Raw genomic sequence first — 15,881 nt, 5'->3', positions numbered from 1 at the left:
GGACGACACCGGATTACCGGGTGACCCGCAGCACCCGGTAGCCCTTCTGGCTGGCGTGCCGCTCGACGGGCCAGCCCTGCTCGACCAGCCAGCGGTGCAGCGAGTCGCCGCCGAGGTGCCGGGCGACGACCAGCCAGGCCACGCCGTCCGGGGCGAGGCGGGGCAGCCAGCGCAGCAGCAGGCCGTGCAGTTCCGGTTTGCCGATGTGGATCGGCGGGTTGGACCAGATCTGGGCGAACGTGACGTCGTCCGGCAGTTCGTCGGGCGCGACGGCGCGTACCCGGTCGGCGGCGCCGACCCTTGCCGCGTTGTCGGTGGTCAGGGCGCGGGCGCGCTCGTTGACGTCCACGGCCCAGACGGTGGCGTTCGGCGCGACAGTGGCGAGGACGCAGGTGATCGGGCCGAAGCCGCAGCCGATGTCGAGCAGCGCGCCGGTGACGTCGGCGGCCGGCAGGTCGGCCTTGCGCAGCAGGACGGCGGTGCCCGGGTCGAGCCGGGCGGCGGAGAAGACGCCGCCGGCCGAGGCGAGCGTGTAGTCGCGCCCGGCGACTGTGAACTCGACCTCGCGGGGGCGGGCCGGGGTCGAGGGCTCAGCTGTGAAGTAGTGGTCGCCGGTCACGCCCGCATTCTCGCACCGGGCCGCAGGGGTTCCGGCGACGGTGTCACGGGCGGGGTCGCACGCCACTCCGCCAGAATTTCCCGATATTACCCCTGAAAGGGACAATCAGTCCTACTCTATGCCACATGGTGTACCGGTACGAGTCCGATGAGGACGCCTTCCTGGAGTACCCGAAGCCCGGGTCGGCCCCGAACGGGCCCGCAGCCACGCCTCCGCCCGCGGGTCCGTCACGCTCCCGCTTCCCCACGCCGTCGCTGCCCCCGCCGCCGCGCCCGCAACCGGCGCTGCCGGCGGCCGGCGCGGCCGAGCAGGCCGACCCCGACGGGCAGGCGGTGGCGGACGACGCCCGCGCACCCGTTCCGGCACCACCGGCCCCGGCGCCGACACCCGGACGGCCCGCGCCACCACGGGAACCCTCCCCGGTGCCGCAGCCCGCGCCGCCCATGCCCGCACCCGTACCGGCGGCGGTGAACCGGCCGACAGTGCCGATCCCGGCCAGCCCCACCGCCCGCGCCGCCGACGTCTCCGAGCTGCCCCGGACCCGGCGCGCCGAGCGCCGCGGCGGCGGCCGGTTCTGGCAGACGCTCGTCGGCGGTGCCGCCGTCCTGCTGCTGCTCTCGCTCACCGGGCTGGCAGTCGCGGCCCTGCTCGACGAACGCACCGCCACGCCCCCGGCCGGCCGGCCGACCCCGCAGCCGACCGAGTCCAGCACCCCGTCCGGTGCCACCGACCTGGACTCCCGGGACACCGACCAGGCGTCGCTCACCGCCAAGGAGGTCTTCCCGACGAAGGATCTGGTGGTCACCGACGGGAAGCCCGCGTACCGGGTGCTGAAGACCCAGGCCAGCACGAAGTGCCAGGTCGCGGCCACCGGCGAGATCGCCGACCTGCTGGTCCGGCTCGGCTGCAACCAGGTCGTGCGGGGCACGCTCCGCTCCGCCGACGGCGACCACCTGATCACCGCCGGTCTGTTCAACCTCACCGACGTGGCCACCGCCCAGCGCGTACGCGACCGCATCCGGCCGCTGCTCGACGCGCGCCAGGGACGGTTCCGCGGCATGGCGGCCGGCGACGACACCGAGGCGGTGGAACGGGCCGCGGCCCGGGTCGCCTGGCAGGTACGCGGACACTACGTCGCCTACTGCCTGGTCACCCGCGCCGACGGGGAACGTATTGGGAGCGACGACGCGACCGCCCGCGAGATCATGTACGACATGGTCGAGCTGCACCTCAACCGGGGTGTGCTGGACCGTCGCGCGGCGGCCGGAACGGCCGGGCAGCCCGACGCCGAATCGGCCGGGGACAGCGCCGGTCAGCTGGGCACGGACTGAGCCGCGCTCAGCCCTCGGCCACCGGCACCCGCAACCGGCGGGTCTCCTCGGCGCGGCGGGCGTACTCGGCCGGGTCGGCCGGGTAGCCCACAGCGACCAGGGCGAGCCCGTGCGCCGGCGCCACTGTCACCTCGCTGGAGCGCTCACGCCGGGTCAGCAGACCGGCCGGCCACTGCACCGGCCGCCGCCCGTCACCGGCCACCAGCATCGCCCCGACCAGGCTGCGCACCATGTTCTGGCAGAACGCGTCGGCCTGCACGGTGGCGACCAGGATCCCGTCCGGGTCGCGCCGCCAGTCCAGCCGGGTCACCTCGCGCAGCGTGGTGGCGTTCTCCTTGCGCCGGCAGTACGCGGCGAAGTCGTGCTCGCCCACCAGCCCGGCGGCGGCGGCGTTCAGGGCCGCCAGGTCCAGCGGCTTCGGCCAGGCCAGGGTGTCCCCGCGGCGCAGCGGCTCGGCGCCCCACGGGGCGTCGGTGACCCGGTACTCGTAGCGCCGGAACGTGGCCGAGAACCGGGCGTCGAAGTCGGCGGGCACCTCGGTCATCGCGCGTACCCGGGCGTCAGGCGGCAGGAGCCGGGCCAGCCGGCGCAGCAGCCGCCCCTCGTGCTCCCGCCACACGGGAGTCGGCAGGTCGAGGTGGCAGACCTGCCCGGTGGCGTGCACCCCGGCGTCGGTACGCCCGGCCACCGTCAGGCCGGTGACCGTGCCCGCGCCGAGCACCAGGTCCAGCGTCTGCATGAGCACACCCGCGACGGTGCGCCGGGTCGGCTGGGGCGCCCAGCCGGAGAAGTCGGTGCCGTCGTACGAGACGTCCAGCCGCAGCCGGGTCCGCTCGTCCACCTCGTACCTCCTGTCGACGGCGACGGGCCCGGCACCCCCGAGGGGATGCCGGGCCCGGTCGAGCCTGATGTCAGGCCTTGTCGTTCTCGGTGGCCTCGTCGCTGTCCTCACGGGCGGCGGCGGTGTCACCCGACGCGGAGACCGGCGCCTCGGCGTCCTGGTCACCGGCGCTGGAGCGCGGGGTCTCCTCGGCCGGGGCCAGGGCCTCGACCTTGTCCTGCTGGGCGGCCTTGCGGGCGGCGGTCTTCTTGTTCGCCTTCGGCTCGGCGACCTGAAGCTCCTCCACCAGCTCGATGATCGCCATCGGAGCGGCGTCACCCTTGCGCGGACCGGTCTTCACGATCCGGGTGTAGCCACCGTTGCGGTTGGCGTACCGGGGCGCGATCTGGTCGAACAGGGCGTAGACCACGTCCTTGTCCTTGACGACGCCCAGCACGCGGCGGCGCGAGGCGAGGTCGCCGCGCTTGGCCTTGGTGATGAGCTGCTCGGCCAGCGGACGCAGCCGCCGGGCCTTCGTCTCGGTGGTCTGGATCTTGCCGTGCTGGAACAGCGCGGTGGCCAGGTTGGCCAGCATCAGCCGCTCGTGCGCGGGGCTGCCGCCGAGGCGGGGGCCCTTGGTGGGCGTGGGCATGCTTGGTGCTCCTCAGGTGTGGCGGCAGCGCGGACTAGAGCTGCTCGGTCTCGCGGTAGTCGTCGGTGTCGTAGTCCGCCTCGCCGAAGGCGTCCACGACGTGCGCCGGGTCGAAGTTCGGAGCCGAGTCCTTCAGCCCCAGGCCCATCCCGGCGAGCTTCATCTTGACCTCGTCGATCGACTTCTGACCGAAGTTGCGGATGTCGAGGAGGTCGGCCTCGGTACGCCCGATGAGCTCACCAACGGAGTTGATGCCCTCGCGCTTGAGGCAGTTGTAGGAGCGGACGGTGAGGTCCAGCTCCTCGATCGGCAGGGCCAGGTCCGCCGCCAGCTGGGCGTCCTGCGGGGACGGCCCGATGTCGATGCCCTCGGCGGTCTCGTCCAGCTCCCGGGCCAGCCCGAACAGCTCCACCAGCGTCGAACCGGCCGAGGCCAGCGCGGTACGCGGGCCCATCGACGGCTTGGTCTCGACGTCGATGATGAGCCGGTCGAAGTCGGTCCGCTGCTCGACACGGGTCGCCTCGACCCGGTACGTCACCTTGAGCACCGGCGAGTAGATCGAGTCGACCGGGATCCGGCCGATCTCGGCGCCCGCCTGCTTGTTCTGCGCCGCGGTGACGTAGCCGCGACCCCGCTCGACGGTCAGCTCCATGTCGAGCCGGCCCTTGCCGTTGAGGGTGGCGAGCTTCAGGTCCGGGTTGTGCACCGAGACACCGGCCGGGGGCTGGATGTCACCGGCGGTCACGTCGCCCGGGCCCTGCTTGCGCAGGTACATGCTGACCGGCTCGTCGTGCTCGGAGCTGACGCACAGCTCCTTGATGTTCATGACGAGCTCGACCACGTCCTCCTTGACGCCGGGGATCGTGGTGAACTCGTGCAGCACACCGTCGATCTTGATCGAGGTGACCGCCGCACCCGGGATCGAGGACAGCAGCGTACGCCGCAGCGAGTTGCCCAGCGTGTAGCCGAAGCCGGGCTCCAGCGGCTCGATGGTGAACCGGGAGCGGGTCTCGTTGATCGACTCTTCGGAGAGAGACGGTCGCTGGCTGATGAGCATCTTTTCTCTTCTCTTCCGGGGCGCCCGCTATTTGACGCCCACGACACAACTGTTCCGGTGGCCCGCCCCGGAGGACGGGCCACCGCAACGAGCCCTTACTTGGAGTAGAGCTCGACGATCAGCTGCTCCTGGACCTGGGTGTCGATCACCTGGCGGGCCGGGAGCGAGTGCACGAGGATCTTCATCTGGCTCGGGATCGCCTCCAGCCACGCCGGAACGGTCCGCGAGCCGGCCTCACCCTGCGCCACGAGGAACGGGGTAAGCTCCTTGCTCTTGGCACGCACCTCGATGATGTCGTGCTCCTTGACGCGGTACGACGGGATGTCGACCTTCTTGCCGTTCACCGTGAAGTGGCCGTGCTTGACCAGCTGACGGGCCATGTCCCGGGACTTGGCGTAGCCGGCCCGGTAGACCACGTTGTCCAGCCGCGACTCAAGGATCTGCAGCAGGACCTCGCCGGTCTTGGCCTCCTTGCTCACGGCCTCTTCGTAGTAGCCGCGGAACTGCTTCTCCAGCACGCCGTAGACACGACGGGCCTTCTGCTTCTCACGGAGCTGGAGCAGGTACTCCGTCTCCTTCGTGCGGCCGCGGCCGTGCTGCCCGGGCGGGAACGGCCGGGACTCGAACGGGCACTTCGGACCATCGCACTTGCTGCCCTTGAGGAACAGCTTCATCTTCTCCCGCCGGCAACGGCGGCAGTCAGCACCGGTGTAACGAGCCATCTCTCTCTAACCTCTCAGACCCGGCGACGCTTCGGCGGACGGCACCCGTTGTGCGGCTGCGGCGTGACGTCGGAGATCTGCCCGACCTCGAGGCCGACTGCCTGCAGCGAACGGATGGCGGTCTCCCGGCCGGAGCCGGGGCCCTTGACGAACACGTCGACCTTGCGCATGCCGTGCTCCATCGCGCGACGCGCGGCGGCCTCGGCGGCGAGCTGCGCGGCGAACGGAGTCGACTTGCGGGAGCCCTTGAAGCCCACCTGGCCGGAGGAGGCCCAGGAGATGACCGCACCGGTCGGGTCCGTGATGGACACGATGGTGTTGTTGAAGGTGCTCTTGATGTGCGCCTGCCCGTGGGCGACGTTCTTGCGTTCCTTGCGCCGGACCTTCTTGACGGCGGCTCCGGCACGAGCCTTCGGTGGCATAAGTCTGTGCGCTCCTAGTTACTTCTTGCCGGGCTTCTTCTTGCCGGCCACGGTCCGCTTCGGGCCCTTCCGGGTCCGCGCGTTGGTCCTGGTGCGCTGGCCACGCACGGGCAGACCGCGGCGGTGCCGGATACCGGCGTAGCAGCCGATCTCGACCTTGCGGCGGATGTCAGCGGCGACCTCGCGGCGCAGGTCGCCTTCAACCTTGTAGTTGCCCTCGATGTGGTTCCGGAGCTCGACGAGCTCCTCGTCCGTGAGGTCCCGAACGCGCTTGTCCGGCGAGATGCCGGTCGCGGCGAGCGTCTCCAGGGCGCGGGTGCGACCGACCCCGAAGATGTAGGTGAGCGCGATCTCCATCCGCTTCTCGCGGGGGAGATCCACGCCGACTAGACGTGCCATGTGCGGGCGTACTCCTCGTGATGTTGTGGCGGAGGTGTGGACCCGTCCCACCCCGCTACCGGCCGTCCCTGTCCTTCCGGCGTCAAGAACGCCGGCGACCGGGATCGGTCGCTGCCCGAGCGGGCCCCGGCCTCCGACCGGGGGTCAACCACGAGGGGGTACGCGCTGCGCACCCGACCGCGGCTGAGACGAGCTGGTGATGTGTGGGGCGTCAGCCCTGGCGCTGCTTGTGGCGCGGGTCGGTGCAGATGACCATGACCCGGCCGTGCCGGCGGATCACCCGGCACTTGTTGCAGATCCTCTTGACGCTCGGCTTGACCTTCACGGTTGCCTTACTTCCCATCTGGCCCGGACCCACGACACAGCGCGACCCGGACGTCGAAGACGGACACGGAAACGTCCCGGCCGCCGTCAGGCTTACTTGTAGCGGTAGACGATGCGCCCGCGGGTCAGGTCGTACGGCGAGAGTTCGACGACGACCCGGTCCTCCGGCAGGATGCGGATGTAGTGCTGCCGCATCTTGCCGCTGATGTGAGCCAGCACCTTGTGACCGTTCGCGAGCTCCACCCGGAACATGGCGTTCGGCAGGGGCTCGATGACCCGACCCTCGATCTCGATGGCTCCGTCTTTTTTCGGCATGTCCTCCGCTGTCCTGACGTCGGTTACTCCGGACGGCCCACAACGTCTTACACGGGTGAACTGACCAAGATCAGGAAACCCGCGCCAGCCGCGGCTCCGACTCCCACCGAAGCGCAGGGTGGGCATGGCGGAGTGGACGCTGTGCGCCGATCAGAAAGTGTACGCCGACCCGTACGTGCTCGCCAAACCGACCGGCGCGACAGTCACCCGGACGGCTCGGATATGACGCAGGTCACGTCTCCGGAAGCTCGCGCTTCGCCCGCCGGCGGGCTTCCCGCTCGACCTGCTTGCGCCGCCGGCGTTCGGCGTCCTTCTCCGGCGCTCCGGTGGCCAGCCCCTGCGCGGTCTGGTAGAGCAACACGGCGCCCCACGGGCCGAGCACCCAGAGCGGCCAGTAGTCGTCGAACTCGAACTCGCCCTCAGCCAGCTGGGAGACGAACCAGATCGCGGTGAGGATCAGGGCCACCTTGAGCCACGGCCCCCAGACCCCCAGCAGCCAGGCGCTGCGCGCCCCGCTCACGGCCTCCGTGCCCGGGACCGCGACCCCGCCCTCCCCGGCCGCACGAGGCGCCGGCAGGGGGCGCCCGGCCGGGCCGGCGCCGGGCAGGTCGGTCAGCAGCTCGTCCAGCTCGCCGTAGGTCTTCGACCCGTACGCCCGGCGCAGCCGGTCGTCGTACTCGTGCAGGTCGAGCCGGCCCTCGTTCAACGCCGCCCGGAGTCGCTCCGCGGTGGCCTCACGGTCCGCGTCGGCCGCCCGCATGCGGTTGCGCTCCTCCATGGGAGCAAGCATGTCACCCGATCGCCAGCCCGGCACGACGTGGCCGGTCATCCGGCGCGGCCGGGGCCCCGATCAGGCCGGGGAGTCCACCGACGTCTGCCGCTTGGTCACCAGGTCGCCCAGGCGGGCCCGTCCGCCGTCCTCGGCGGTCAGCACCCACACGCCGTCGTCCAGCAGCGCCATCGAGTGCTCGACGTGCACCGCCATCGACCCGTCCCGGGTCACCACGGTCCAGCCGTCGGACAGCTCGACGGTACGCGGCGAGCCCATCGTGATCATCGGCTCGATCGCGAGCGCCAGGCCCGGCACCAGGCGCGGCCCCTTACCGGGACGCCCGTGGTTGAGCACGTGCGGGTCCTGGTGCATCTCGGTGCCGATGCCGTGGCCGCCGTAGCCGTCGACGATGCCGTACCGGCCGCCCTTGCGGACCGCCGTCTCGACCGCGTGGGAGATGTCGGTGAGCCGGCCCTTGCCGGAGGCCGCACCGCGCGCCGCGGCGGCGATCCCGGCCCACATGGCGTCCTCGGCCACCGCCGTCATCCTCAGCAGCGCCGGGTCGACCTCGCCGACCGGCACCGTGACCGCCGCGTCGCCGTGCCAGCCGTCCAGCACCGCGCCACAGTCGATCGAGATCAGGTCGCCCTCGCGCAGCACCTGCTCGGCCGACGGGATGGCGTGCACCACCTGCCGGTTGACCGAGGAGCAGATCGACGCCGGGAAGCCGTGGTAGCCCTTGAACGACGGCACGGCGCCCGCCTCGCGGATGGTCGACTCGGCGATCGCGTCCAGGTCGGCCGTCGACACGCCCGGCGCCACCGCCTCCCGCATCCGGCGCAGGGCACGGGCGACGACCAGACCGGCGGCCCGCATCAGCTCGATCTGCTCGGGGGTCTTCAGCTGGATGTCCAGCTGGGGACGGCGCATGGTGGTGGTTACCTTTCGTCACGCGTACGCGGAGCAGCGGGGCACGTCGCACGTACCCCGCTGTTCGCACTCTATCCGCCGGGTGGCGGGTGGGACCTCAGCCGCCGTACGAGCGCAGCGCGTCGATGGCGCGGACGGTGACGTCCTCCACCGGGCCGGTCGCGTCGATGCCGACCAGCTTGCCCTGGGCGCCGTAGTAGTCCACGAGCGGCGCGGTCTTCTCGGCGTACTCCCGCAGCCGGGCGGCGATGGTCTCCGGCTTGTCGTCGTCGCGCTGGAACAGCTCGGCGCCGCAGCGGTCGCAGACGCCCTCCCGGCTCGGCGAGTCGAATTCGACGTGCCAGATCTTGCCGCAGCCGCGGCAGGTGCGCCGGCCGGACAGCCGCCGGATCACCTCGTCGTCGTCGACGACCAGCTCCAGCACCAGGTCCAGCGCGGTGCCGAGGTCGGCGAGGAGCTTGTCCAGCGCGGCGGCCTGCGGAGTGGTCCGCGGGAAGCCGTCGAGCAGGAAGCCCTCGCTCGCGTCCGGCTCGGCGAGCCGGTCCCGCACCATGTTGATGGTGACCTCGTCCGGAACCAGCTTGCCGGCGTCCATGTACCGCTTGGCCTCGACGCCCAGCGGCGTGCCCTGGGAGACGTTCGCCCGGAAGATGTCACCGGTCGAGATCTTCGGCACCGAGAGGTGCGCGGCGACGAACTCCGCCTGTGTGCCCTTGCCCGCGCCCGGCGGGCCAACCAGAACGAGTCTCATCTACCGCAGGAACCCTTCGTAGTTCCGCTGCATGAGTTGGCTCTCGATCTGCTTCACGGTCTCCAGACCGACGCCGACCATGATGAGCACAGCGGTGCCGCCGAACGGGAAGTTCTGGAACTGCTGGTTGTCGAGCCAGATGAAGAAGAAGTTCGGCAGGATCGCGACGATGCCCAGGTAGAGCGCGCCCGGCAGGGTGATCCGGCTGAGGATGAAGTCGAGGTACTCGGCGGTCGGCTTGCCGGGGCGGATGCCCGGCACGAAGCCGCCGTACTTCTTCATGTTGTCCGCGACCTCGGTCGGGTTGAACGTGATCGACACGTAGAAGTACGTGAAGAAGATGATCAGCAGGAAGTAGATCGCGATGTGCTCCGGCGCGCTCGCCTTCACGATGTGGTTCTGGATCCACGCCTGGACCTTGCCCGGGTCGTTCTGATCGAAGAACTGGAGCGCGAGCTGCGGCAGGTAGAGCAGCGACGAGGCGAAGATGACCGGGATGACGCCCGCCTGGTTCACCTTCAGCGGGATGTAGGTCGACGTGCCGCCGTACATCCGCCGGCCGATCATGCGCTTGGCGTACTGCACCGGGATGCGGCGCTGCGCCTGCTCGATGAACGTGACAGCGGTGATGACCACCAGCACCAGGGCGATGACGAGGAGGAACATCCCCCAGCCCTTGGTGGTCTTGATCTTCCAGCCCTCGCTGGGGAGGCGGGCCGCGATCGAGGTGAAGATCAGCACGGACATGCCGTTGCCGACGCCCCGGTCGGTGATCAGCTCACCGAGCCACATCACCACGCCGGTGCCGGCGGTCATGGTCATGACCAGGATGCTCAGGGTCAGCCAGTTCGGGATGCCGGTGCCCTCGGGCACGATCGGGAACTGGTCGCACTGGTTGTTGAACAGCTGCCCGGAGCGGGCCAGCGCCACGAACGCCGAGGCCTGGAGGACACCCAGGCCCAGCGTCAGGTAGCGGGTGTACTGCGTGATCTTGGCCTGCCCGGCCTGGCCCTCCTTGCGGAGCTGCTCCAGACGCGGGATCACCACCGTCAGCAGCTGAAGGATGATCGACGCGGTGATGTAGGGCATGATGCCCAACGCGAAGACCGAGAGCTGGAGCAGCGCGCCACCGGAGAAGAGATCCAGCAGGTTCAGCACACCCGTGCTGCCACCCTGGATCGTGTCGAGGCACTTCTGCACGTTGCCGTACGAGACGCCCGGGCTGGGCAGCGTGGCGCCCAGCCGGTAGACCGCGATGATGCCTACTGTGAACAGCAGCTTCTTGCGCAGGTCAGGCGTACGGAACGCACTGAGAAAGGCGGACAGCAACTTCTTCCTCCTGCGCGACGCGGGCCGCCGGTGACGAGTCCCTGGCGGGGCGGGGTGTGGTGCCGGACGGAGTGTCCGGAATCCATGGCTGGGAACGGACTCTAACAGCCCGGTCCCGGTCCGGGCAGATGCGCCCGGCTACATAAACCGAATCCGATGTTACCCGGCGCACACGTGGCCGGTAGACCATGGCGCCCGCCCAGTCGCGAACAACTGAGCGGGCGCCATGAACATCGTCTTACAGCTCGGTGACCGAGCCACCGGCGGCGGTGATCTTCTCCTTGGCCGACGCGCTGAACGCGTGCGCCGACACCTGGAGGGACACGCCGCCGAGGTCGCCGGTGCCGAGCACCTTGACCGGGTGACCCTTGCGGACCGCGCCGGCCTCGACCAGCTCGACCGGGCCGACCTGGCCGCCGTTCGGGAACAGCTCGGCCAGCCGGTCCAGGTTGACCACCTGGAACACGACCTTGAACTTGTTCTTGAAGCCCTTCATCTTCGGCAGGCGCATGTGGATGGGCATCTGCCCACCCTCGAACGCCGCCGAGATGTTCTTGCGGGCCTTGGAACCCTTGGTACCGCGACCGGCCGTCTTGCCCTTCGAGCCCTCACCGCGACCCACACGGGTCTTGTCGGTCTTGGCGCCGGGAGCCGGACGCAGGTGGTGCACCTTGATCGTCATTACTCGACCTCCTCGACCTTCACGAGGTGGTTGACCGTGAAGATCATGCCGCGGATCTCCGGCCGGTCCTCCTTGACCACCACGTCGTTGATCCGCTTGAGACCGAGGGAACGCAGCGAGTCACGCTGGTTCTTCTTGGTCCCGATCTCGGACCGGACCTGGGTGACCTTCAGGCGTGCCATCAGGACGCCACCCCCGCCCGCGACGCCAGCATGGCGGCCGGCGCGACGTCCTCGACCGGCAGACCACGACGGGCCGCGACCTGCTCCGGGGACTCGAGCCCCTTCAGGGCCGCCACCGTGGCGTGCACGATGTTGATCGGGTTGGACGAGCCGAGGCTCTTGGAGAGCACGTCGTGGATGCCCGCGCACTCCAGCACGGCACGCACCGGGCCACCGGCGATGACGCCCGTACCGGCGGAGGCCGGCTTGAGCAGCACCACACCGGCGGCGTCCTCGCCCGTGACCGGGTGCGGGATCGACTGACCGATCCGCGGCACCTTGAAGAAGTGCTTCTTGGCCTCCTCGACACCCTTGGCGATCGCCGCGGGCACCTCCTTGGCCTTTCCGTAGCCCACACCGACGGTGCCGTCGCCGTCGCCCACGATCACCAGGGCGGTGAAGCTGAAGCGACGACCACCCTTCACGACCTTGGCGACGCGGTTGATCGCGACGACCCGCTCGAGGTGCGGGGTCTTCTCGACGGGCGCGTTTCCGCGGCCGCCCTCACGGCGGTTGTCGCGGCGACCACCCTCGTTGCCACCGGACCCGCCGCCACGGCGCTGTTGACCTGGCATCAGCAGCCTTCCTTCTCTCTCGTGACGGGGTTTCTAGAACTCGAGCCCGGCTTCGCGGGCGGCGTCGGCAAGCGCGGCGACACGCCCCGCGTACCGGTTGCCACCGCGGTCGAAGACGACCTTCGAGACGCCGGCGGCCTTGGCGCGCTCGGCGAGCAGGGCGCCGACCTTGCCGGCCAGGGCGCTCTTGTCGCCCTCGGCGCCGCGCAGCGAGGCGTCCATGGTCGAGGCCGACGCCAGGGTGTGACCCTTGGTGTCGTCCACGACCTGGGCCACCACGTGGCGCAGGGAGCGGGTGACGACCAGGCGGGGACGCTCGGCGGTGCCGCTGACGTTCTTGCGGACCCGGAAGTGCCGACGCGCACGCCCGACGGCACGCTTGGCGGCGACGCCGCGGCGGCGCTTGAGCAGCGTGGCGCTCACTTCTTACCTGCCTTTCCAGCCTTGCGGCGGATGACCTCGCCCTGGTACTTCACGCCCTTGCCCTTGTAGGGCTCCGGCGGACGGATCTTCCGGATGTTGGCGGCGACCTCGCCGACCTGCTGCTTGTCGATGCCGGCCACGTGGAACAGCGTCGGCTTCTCGACCGTGAAGGTGATGCCCTCCGGCGCCGGAACCAGGACCGGGTGCGAGAACCCGAGCGCGAACTCCAGGTCCTTGCCCTTGGCGGTCACGCGGTAACCGGTACCGGCGATCTCCAGGCTCTTGCGGTAGCCCTCGGTGACACCGACGATCATGTTGGCCACCAGCGTACGGCTCAGGCCGTGCAGCTCCTTGGCCTTGCGCTCGTCGTTGGGCCGGTTGACGTGCAGCTCGCCGTCCTCGCCCCGCTCCGCCGTGATCGGCTCGGCCAGCACGTGGCTCAGCTCGCCCTTGGGGCCCTTGACCTTGACGGTCCGGCCGTCGATCGTGATGTCGACGCCGGCAGGCACCGGGATCGACTTACGTCCAATACGCGACATTTCTACCTGTCTCCCGTTACCAGACGAAGGCGAGGACTTCCCCGCCAACGCTCCGCTTGCGGGCCTGCCGGTCGGTGAGCAGCCCCTGGGACGTCGAAATGATCGCCACGCCCAGCCCGCCGAGCACCCGCGGGAGCCCGTCCGACTTGGCGTACACCCGGAGACCGGGCTTGGACACGCGCTTGATGCCGGCCAGGCTCCGCTCGCGGTTCTGGCCGTACTTCAGCTCGACGACCAGTCGCTTGCCGACGGCGCCCTCCTCGGGCTCCTCGACCGACCAGGTGGCGATGTAACCCTCGGCCTTGAGGACCTCGGCGATGTTCGCCTTGATCTTCGAGTAGGGCATCGTCACCCGGTCGTGGTACGCCTGGTTGGCGTTACGCAGACGCGTGAGCATGTCTGCGATCGGGTCGGTCATCGTCATGAAAACTCGTCAACCTTTCTCGCCGGGGTTCCCCGGGCCAGGCCCGGGGCCTACGGCGAAGAGACAGTTCAGCTGACGCGCCGGAGCGCGCCGGGCTATTACCAGGAAGCCTTGGACACGCCGGGCAGCTCACCGCGGTGGGCCATCTCCCGGATGCACACCCGGCAGAGACCGAACTTGCGGTAGACCGCCTTCGGACGCCCGCACCGCTGGCAGCGGGTGTACGCGCGAACCGAGAACTTCGGCTTCGCGGCCGCCTTGAGGATCAGCGCCTTCTTGGCCATCTCAGTTCTCCTTGAACGGGAAGCCCAGGAGCTTGAGCAGCGCCCGGCCCTCGTCGTCGGTCGTGGCGGTCGTGACCACCGTGATGTCCATGCCCCGCTGGCGATCGATCTTGTCCTGGTCGATCTCGTGGAACACCGACTGCTCGGTCAGGCCGAACGTGTAGTTGCCGTGCCCGTCGAGCTTGCGCCCGTCCAGGCCGCGGAAGTCACGGATACGCGGCAGCGCGATGGAGAGCAGCCGGTCCAGGAACTCCCACATCCGGTCGCCGCGCAGGGTGACCTTCGCGCCGATCGGCATGCCCTCGCGGAGCTTGAACTGCGCGATGGACTTGGTGGCCCGCCGGACCTGCGGCTTCTGGCCGGTGATGGTGGCCAGGTCGCGGACGGCCCCGTCGATCAGCTTGGCGTCGCGAGCAGCCTCGCCGACACCCATGTTGACGACGATCTTGACCAGCCGCGGAACCTGCATCGGGTTGGCGAACTCGAACTGCTTCTGCAGCTCGCCCACGATCTCGTTGCGGTACCGCTCCTTGAGGCGCGGCAGGGTCTTGGTTTCGGTAGCCGTGGTCATCAGAGGTCCTTACCGGTGCTACGCGCGATGCGGACCTTCTGGCCGTTGTCGTCGATCCGGTAGCCGACGCGGGTCGGCTTGCCGTCGGAGTCCAGGACCATCACGTTCGAGACGTGGATCGGGGCCTCCTGGGTGACGATGCCACCGGTCTTGGCGCCACGCTGGGTGGTGCTGATGCGGGTGTGCTTCTTGACCCGGTTCACGCCCTCGACCAGGACCTTGTCCTGCCGCGGGTAGGCCGCGATGACCTTGCCCTTGGCACCCTTGTCCTTGCCGGCGATGACGACGACCGTGTCGCCCTTCTTGACCTTCACGGTCACAACACCTCCGGCGCGAGAGAGATGATCTTCATGAACCGCTTGTCCCGCAGCTCCCGGCCCACCGGGCCGAAGATGCGGGTACCGCGCGGGTCCCCACCGTCCTTGATGATGACGGCGGCGTTCTCGTCGAAGCGGATGTACGACCCGTCCGGCCGCCGCTTCTCCTTGGCGGTCCGAACGACGACGGCCTTGACGACGTCGCCCTTCTTCACACCGGCACCGGGGATCGCGTCCTTGACGGTCGCCACGATGACGTCGCCGATGCTCGCGTAGCGCCGACCGGAGCCGCCGAGCACCCGGATGCACAGGATCTCCCGGGCACCCGTGTTGTCGGCGACGCGCAGTCGCGACTCCTGCTGAATCACGTCTATCTCCTATGTCTGCCGGTTCTCCGGCCGCTCGGGGCGGCCGGAGCCTGGCGGAACCTGCGCCCGACCGAGACCCGGCCGAGCTCGAGCCTTCGCTACTTGGCCTTCTCGAGGATCTCCACGAGCCGCCAGCGCTTGGTGGCGGACAGCGGCCGGGTCTCCATGATCAGGACCCGGTCGCCGATGCCGGCCGAGTTCTGCTCGTCGTGCACCTTCAGCTTGCTCGTACGGCGCATGATCTTGCCGTACAGCGCGTGCTTGACGCGGTCCTCGACCTCGACCACGACGGTCTTGTCCATCTTGTCGCTGACCACGAGGCCCTCGCGGACCTTGCGGCGGGACCGCGCGGGGGCGGTGGTGTTCTCACTCATGATGCAGTCACCTCAGTCGGCGCGGCCGAGAGACCCAGCTCACGCTCACGCATGATCGTGTAGATCCGGGCGATCTCCCGACGGATGACCTGCAGCCGCCGGTTGTTGTCCAGCTGCCCGGTTGCGGCCTGCACGCGGAGGTTGAACAGCTCCGCCTTCGCCTCGCGCAACTTCGTGACCAGCTCCTCCTCGGAGAGCTCACGCAGCTCGGAGGGCTTGACGCCCGCTGCCATCAGGATTCACCCACTTCGCGCGTAACAATGCGGCACTTCATCGGGAGCTTGTGGATCGCGCGACGCATCGCCTCTCGCGCGATCTGCTCGTTGGGGAAGGACATCTCGAAGAGAACCCGCCCCGGCTTCACGTTGGCGACCCACCACTCGGGCGAACCCTTACCGGAACCCATCCGGGTCTCGGCCGGCTTCTTGGTGAGGGCCTGGTCCGGGAAGATCGTGATCCAGACCTTGCCGCCACGCTTGATGTGGCGGGTCATCGCGATACGCGCCGACTCGATCTGGCGGTTGGTCACGTACGCCGGCTCGAGAGCCTGGATCCCGAACTCGCCGAACACCACCCGGTTACCACCCTTGGACGCGCCACTGCGGTCCGGGTGGTGCGGCTTGCGGAAGCCCTTCGGGGGCTTGCGCGGCATCAGCATCT

General features: G+C 69.6%; 27 protein-coding genes. 1 reads left to right on the top strand and 26 read right to left on the bottom strand.

Annotated elements, in window-relative coordinates; genetic code table 11:
- Positions 1–13: 13 nt before the first annotated feature.
- Positions 14–619, bottom strand: a complete 606-nt coding sequence (locus FB454_RS14620) for a methyltransferase (protein WP_145823061.1) — start codon at positions 617–619, stop codon at positions 14–16.
- 125 nt (positions 620–744) lie between these two features.
- Between FB454_RS14620 and FB454_RS14610 the strand changes: the two genes are divergently transcribed.
- Positions 745–1,950 (top strand): hypothetical protein, encoded by a 1,206-nt coding sequence (locus FB454_RS14610; RefSeq protein ID WP_486485418.1) that lies wholly within the window; start codon positions 745–747, stop codon positions 1,948–1,950.
- 7 nt (positions 1,951–1,957) lie between these two features.
- Here the strand turns inward: FB454_RS14610 and truA are convergent, their stop codons facing one another.
- The 25 genes from truA to rplP all read right to left on the bottom strand — a co-directional run bounded on the left by truA (position 1,958) and on the right by rplP (position 15,879).
- Positions 1,958–2,791 carry a tRNA pseudouridine(38-40) synthase TruA gene (gene truA, locus FB454_RS14605; RefSeq protein ID WP_145823059.1) on the bottom strand — a complete coding sequence of 278 codons (834 nt, stop codon included), beginning with the start codon at positions 2,789–2,791 and terminating at the stop codon, positions 1,958–1,960.
- A gap of 70 nt (positions 2,792–2,861) precedes the next feature.
- Positions 2,862–3,422 (bottom strand): 50S ribosomal protein L17, encoded by a 561-nt coding sequence (gene rplQ / locus FB454_RS14600; RefSeq protein ID WP_013288611.1) that lies wholly within the window; start codon positions 3,420–3,422, stop codon positions 2,862–2,864.
- A 34-nt stretch (positions 3,423–3,456) separates the two neighbouring features.
- Complete coding sequence (locus FB454_RS14595; protein WP_007073009.1) at positions 3,457–4,479, bottom strand: DNA-directed RNA polymerase subunit alpha; 1,023 nt, start codon at positions 4,477–4,479, stop codon at positions 3,457–3,459.
- A gap of 95 nt (positions 4,480–4,574) precedes the next feature.
- Entirely contained in the window at positions 4,575–5,201 is a 627-nt protein-coding gene (gene rpsD / locus FB454_RS14590; RefSeq protein ID WP_013288612.1) for a 30S ribosomal protein S4, read from the bottom strand.
- Positions 5,202–5,215: 14 nt separating this feature from the next.
- Entirely contained in the window at positions 5,216–5,623 is a 408-nt protein-coding gene (gene rpsK, locus FB454_RS14585; protein ID WP_013288613.1) for a 30S ribosomal protein S11, read from the bottom strand.
- A gap of 18 nt (positions 5,624–5,641) precedes the next feature.
- Complete coding sequence (gene rpsM / locus FB454_RS14580) at positions 5,642–6,022, bottom strand: 30S ribosomal protein S13 (protein WP_013473691.1); 381 nt, start codon at positions 6,020–6,022, stop codon at positions 5,642–5,644.
- Positions 6,023–6,233: 211 nt separating this feature from the next.
- Positions 6,234–6,347, bottom strand: coding sequence for a 50S ribosomal protein L36 (gene rpmJ / locus FB454_RS14575; protein ID WP_012184307.1), 114 nt, complete (start codon positions 6,345–6,347; stop codon positions 6,234–6,236).
- A 92-nt stretch (positions 6,348–6,439) separates the two neighbouring features.
- Positions 6,440–6,661 (bottom strand): translation initiation factor IF-1, encoded by a 222-nt coding sequence (gene infA, locus FB454_RS14570; RefSeq protein WP_007073013.1) that lies wholly within the window; start codon positions 6,659–6,661, stop codon positions 6,440–6,442.
- 232 nt (positions 6,662–6,893) lie between these two features.
- Positions 6,894–7,439, bottom strand: a complete 546-nt coding sequence (locus tag FB454_RS14565; protein WP_030269335.1) for a DUF1707 SHOCT-like domain-containing protein — start codon at positions 7,437–7,439, stop codon at positions 6,894–6,896.
- A 72-nt stretch (positions 7,440–7,511) separates the two neighbouring features.
- On the bottom strand, positions 7,512–8,363 hold the full coding sequence (gene map / locus FB454_RS14560; protein WP_013288617.1) for a type I methionyl aminopeptidase: 852 nt from the start codon (positions 8,361–8,363) through the stop codon (positions 7,512–7,514).
- Between the two features lie 97 nt (positions 8,364–8,460).
- On the bottom strand, positions 8,461–9,114 hold the full coding sequence (locus FB454_RS14555) for an adenylate kinase (protein WP_013288618.1): 654 nt from the start codon (positions 9,112–9,114) through the stop codon (positions 8,461–8,463).
- On the bottom strand, positions 9,115–10,443 hold the full coding sequence (secY, locus tag FB454_RS14550; RefSeq protein ID WP_013288619.1) for a preprotein translocase subunit SecY: 1,329 nt from the start codon (positions 10,441–10,443) through the stop codon (positions 9,115–9,117).
- A 238-nt stretch (positions 10,444–10,681) separates the two neighbouring features.
- Positions 10,682–11,125 (bottom strand): 50S ribosomal protein L15, encoded by a 444-nt coding sequence (gene rplO / locus FB454_RS14545; protein WP_013288620.1) that lies wholly within the window; start codon positions 11,123–11,125, stop codon positions 10,682–10,684.
- Entirely contained in the window at positions 11,125–11,307 is a 183-nt protein-coding gene (rpmD, locus tag FB454_RS14540; protein WP_013473693.1) for a 50S ribosomal protein L30, read from the bottom strand. The genes rplO and rpmD overlap by 1 nt, the downstream gene beginning before the upstream one ends.
- Complete coding sequence (gene rpsE / locus FB454_RS14535) at positions 11,307–11,921, bottom strand: 30S ribosomal protein S5 (protein WP_013288621.1); 615 nt, start codon at positions 11,919–11,921, stop codon at positions 11,307–11,309. The genes rpmD and rpsE overlap by 1 nt, the downstream gene beginning before the upstream one ends.
- Positions 11,922–11,954: 33 nt before the next feature.
- Positions 11,955–12,344 (bottom strand): 50S ribosomal protein L18, encoded by a 390-nt coding sequence (gene rplR / locus FB454_RS14530; RefSeq protein ID WP_013288622.1) that lies wholly within the window; start codon positions 12,342–12,344, stop codon positions 11,955–11,957.
- Positions 12,341–12,883 (bottom strand): 50S ribosomal protein L6, encoded by a 543-nt coding sequence (rplF, locus tag FB454_RS14525; protein WP_013288623.1) that lies wholly within the window; start codon positions 12,881–12,883, stop codon positions 12,341–12,343. The genes rplR and rplF overlap by 4 nt, the downstream gene beginning before the upstream one ends.
- Before the next feature lie 16 nt (positions 12,884–12,899).
- On the bottom strand, positions 12,900–13,307 hold the full coding sequence (gene rpsH, locus FB454_RS14520; protein WP_013288624.1) for a 30S ribosomal protein S8: 408 nt from the start codon (positions 13,305–13,307) through the stop codon (positions 12,900–12,902).
- A gap of 98 nt (positions 13,308–13,405) precedes the next feature.
- The gene (locus FB454_RS14515) at positions 13,406–13,591 is read right to left on the bottom strand and encodes a type Z 30S ribosomal protein S14 (protein WP_007073023.1); all 186 of its coding nucleotides are present in this window, start codon (positions 13,589–13,591) and stop codon (positions 13,406–13,408) included.
- Between the two features lies 1 nt (position 13,592).
- The gene (gene rplE / locus FB454_RS14510) at positions 13,593–14,162 is read right to left on the bottom strand and encodes a 50S ribosomal protein L5 (RefSeq protein WP_013288625.1); all 570 of its coding nucleotides are present in this window, start codon (positions 14,160–14,162) and stop codon (positions 13,593–13,595) included.
- Positions 14,162–14,482, bottom strand: a complete 321-nt coding sequence (rplX, locus tag FB454_RS14505) for a 50S ribosomal protein L24 (RefSeq protein ID WP_013288626.1) — start codon at positions 14,480–14,482, stop codon at positions 14,162–14,164. Before rplX ends, rplE begins: the two co-directional genes overlap by 1 nt.
- Positions 14,479–14,847: a 50S ribosomal protein L14 gene (gene rplN, locus FB454_RS14500; RefSeq protein WP_007073026.1), complete on the bottom strand. Its 369-nt coding sequence runs from the start codon at positions 14,845–14,847 to the stop codon at positions 14,479–14,481. Before rplN ends, rplX begins: the two co-directional genes overlap by 4 nt.
- Before the next feature lie 98 nt (positions 14,848–14,945).
- Positions 14,946–15,221 (bottom strand): 30S ribosomal protein S17, encoded by a 276-nt coding sequence (rpsQ, locus tag FB454_RS14495; RefSeq protein ID WP_013288627.1) that lies wholly within the window; start codon positions 15,219–15,221, stop codon positions 14,946–14,948.
- The gene (gene rpmC, locus FB454_RS14490; RefSeq protein WP_013288628.1) at positions 15,218–15,454 is read right to left on the bottom strand and encodes a 50S ribosomal protein L29; all 237 of its coding nucleotides are present in this window, start codon (positions 15,452–15,454) and stop codon (positions 15,218–15,220) included. Before rpmC ends, rpsQ begins: the two co-directional genes overlap by 4 nt.
- Positions 15,454–15,879, bottom strand: coding sequence for a 50S ribosomal protein L16 (rplP, locus tag FB454_RS14485; RefSeq protein ID WP_007465292.1), 426 nt, complete (start codon positions 15,877–15,879; stop codon positions 15,454–15,456). Before rplP ends, rpmC begins: the two co-directional genes overlap by 1 nt.
- Positions 15,880–15,881: the final 2 nt, after the last annotated feature.

This window comes from Micromonospora sp. CNZ297 (genome assembly GCF_007827625.1).
This window is presented reverse-complemented; position numbering and strand designations above follow the sequence as displayed.

Coding starts and splice junctions, on each gene's coding strand:
- rplE (WP_013288625.1), bottom strand. CDS start 14,162: ATGACCACGGCTACCGAAACCAAGACCCTGCCGCGCCTCAAGGAGCGG.
- rpsD (WP_013288612.1), bottom strand. CDS start 5,201: ATGGCTCGTTACACCGGTGCTGACTGCCGCCGTTGCCGGCGGGAGAAG.
- FB454_RS14515 (WP_007073023.1), bottom strand. CDS start 13,591: ATGGCCAAGAAGGCGCTGATCCTCAAGGCGGCCGCGAAGCCGAAGTTC.
- FB454_RS14555 (WP_013288618.1), bottom strand. CDS start 9,114: ATGAGACTCGTTCTGGTTGGCCCGCCGGGCGCGGGCAAGGGCACACAG.
- FB454_RS14565 (WP_030269335.1), bottom strand. CDS start 7,439: ATGGAGGAGCGCAACCGCATGCGGGCGGCCGACGCGGACCGTGAGGCC.
- rpsK (WP_013288613.1), bottom strand. CDS start 5,623: ATGCCACCGAAGGCTCGTGCCGGAGCCGCCGTCAAGAAGGTCCGGCGC.
- rpmC (WP_013288628.1), bottom strand. CDS start 15,454: ATGGCAGCGGGCGTCAAGCCCTCCGAGCTGCGTGAGCTCTCCGAGGAG.
- rpsM (WP_013473691.1), bottom strand. CDS start 6,022: ATGGCACGTCTAGTCGGCGTGGATCTCCCCCGCGAGAAGCGGATGGAG.
- rpsE (WP_013288621.1), bottom strand. CDS start 11,921: ATGCCAGGTCAACAGCGCCGTGGCGGCGGGTCCGGTGGCAACGAGGGT.
- rplO (WP_013288620.1), bottom strand. CDS start 11,125: ATGACGATCAAGGTGCACCACCTGCGTCCGGCTCCCGGCGCCAAGACC.
- rpsQ (WP_013288627.1), bottom strand. CDS start 15,221: ATGAGTGAGAACACCACCGCCCCCGCGCGGTCCCGCCGCAAGGTCCGC.
- map (WP_013288617.1), bottom strand. CDS start 8,363: ATGCGCCGTCCCCAGCTGGACATCCAGCTGAAGACCCCCGAGCAGATC.
- infA (WP_007073013.1), bottom strand. CDS start 6,661: ATGCCGAAAAAAGACGGAGCCATCGAGATCGAGGGTCGGGTCATCGAG.
- FB454_RS14610 (WP_486485418.1), top strand. CDS start 745: ATGGTGTACCGGTACGAGTCCGATGAGGACGCCTTCCTGGAGTACCCG.
- rplF (WP_013288623.1), bottom strand. CDS start 12,883: ATGTCGCGTATTGGACGTAAGTCGATCCCGGTGCCTGCCGGCGTCGAC.
- rpmD (WP_013473693.1), bottom strand. CDS start 11,307: ATGGCACGCCTGAAGGTCACCCAGGTCCGGTCCGAGATCGGGACCAAG.
- FB454_RS14595 (WP_007073009.1), bottom strand. CDS start 4,479: ATGCTCATCAGCCAGCGACCGTCTCTCTCCGAAGAGTCGATCAACGAG.
- rplP (WP_007465292.1), bottom strand. CDS start 15,879: ATGCTGATGCCGCGCAAGCCCCCGAAGGGCTTCCGCAAGCCGCACCAC.
- rpsH (WP_013288624.1), bottom strand. CDS start 13,307: ATGACGATGACCGACCCGATCGCAGACATGCTCACGCGTCTGCGTAAC.
- rplQ (WP_013288611.1), bottom strand. CDS start 3,422: ATGCCCACGCCCACCAAGGGCCCCCGCCTCGGCGGCAGCCCCGCGCAC.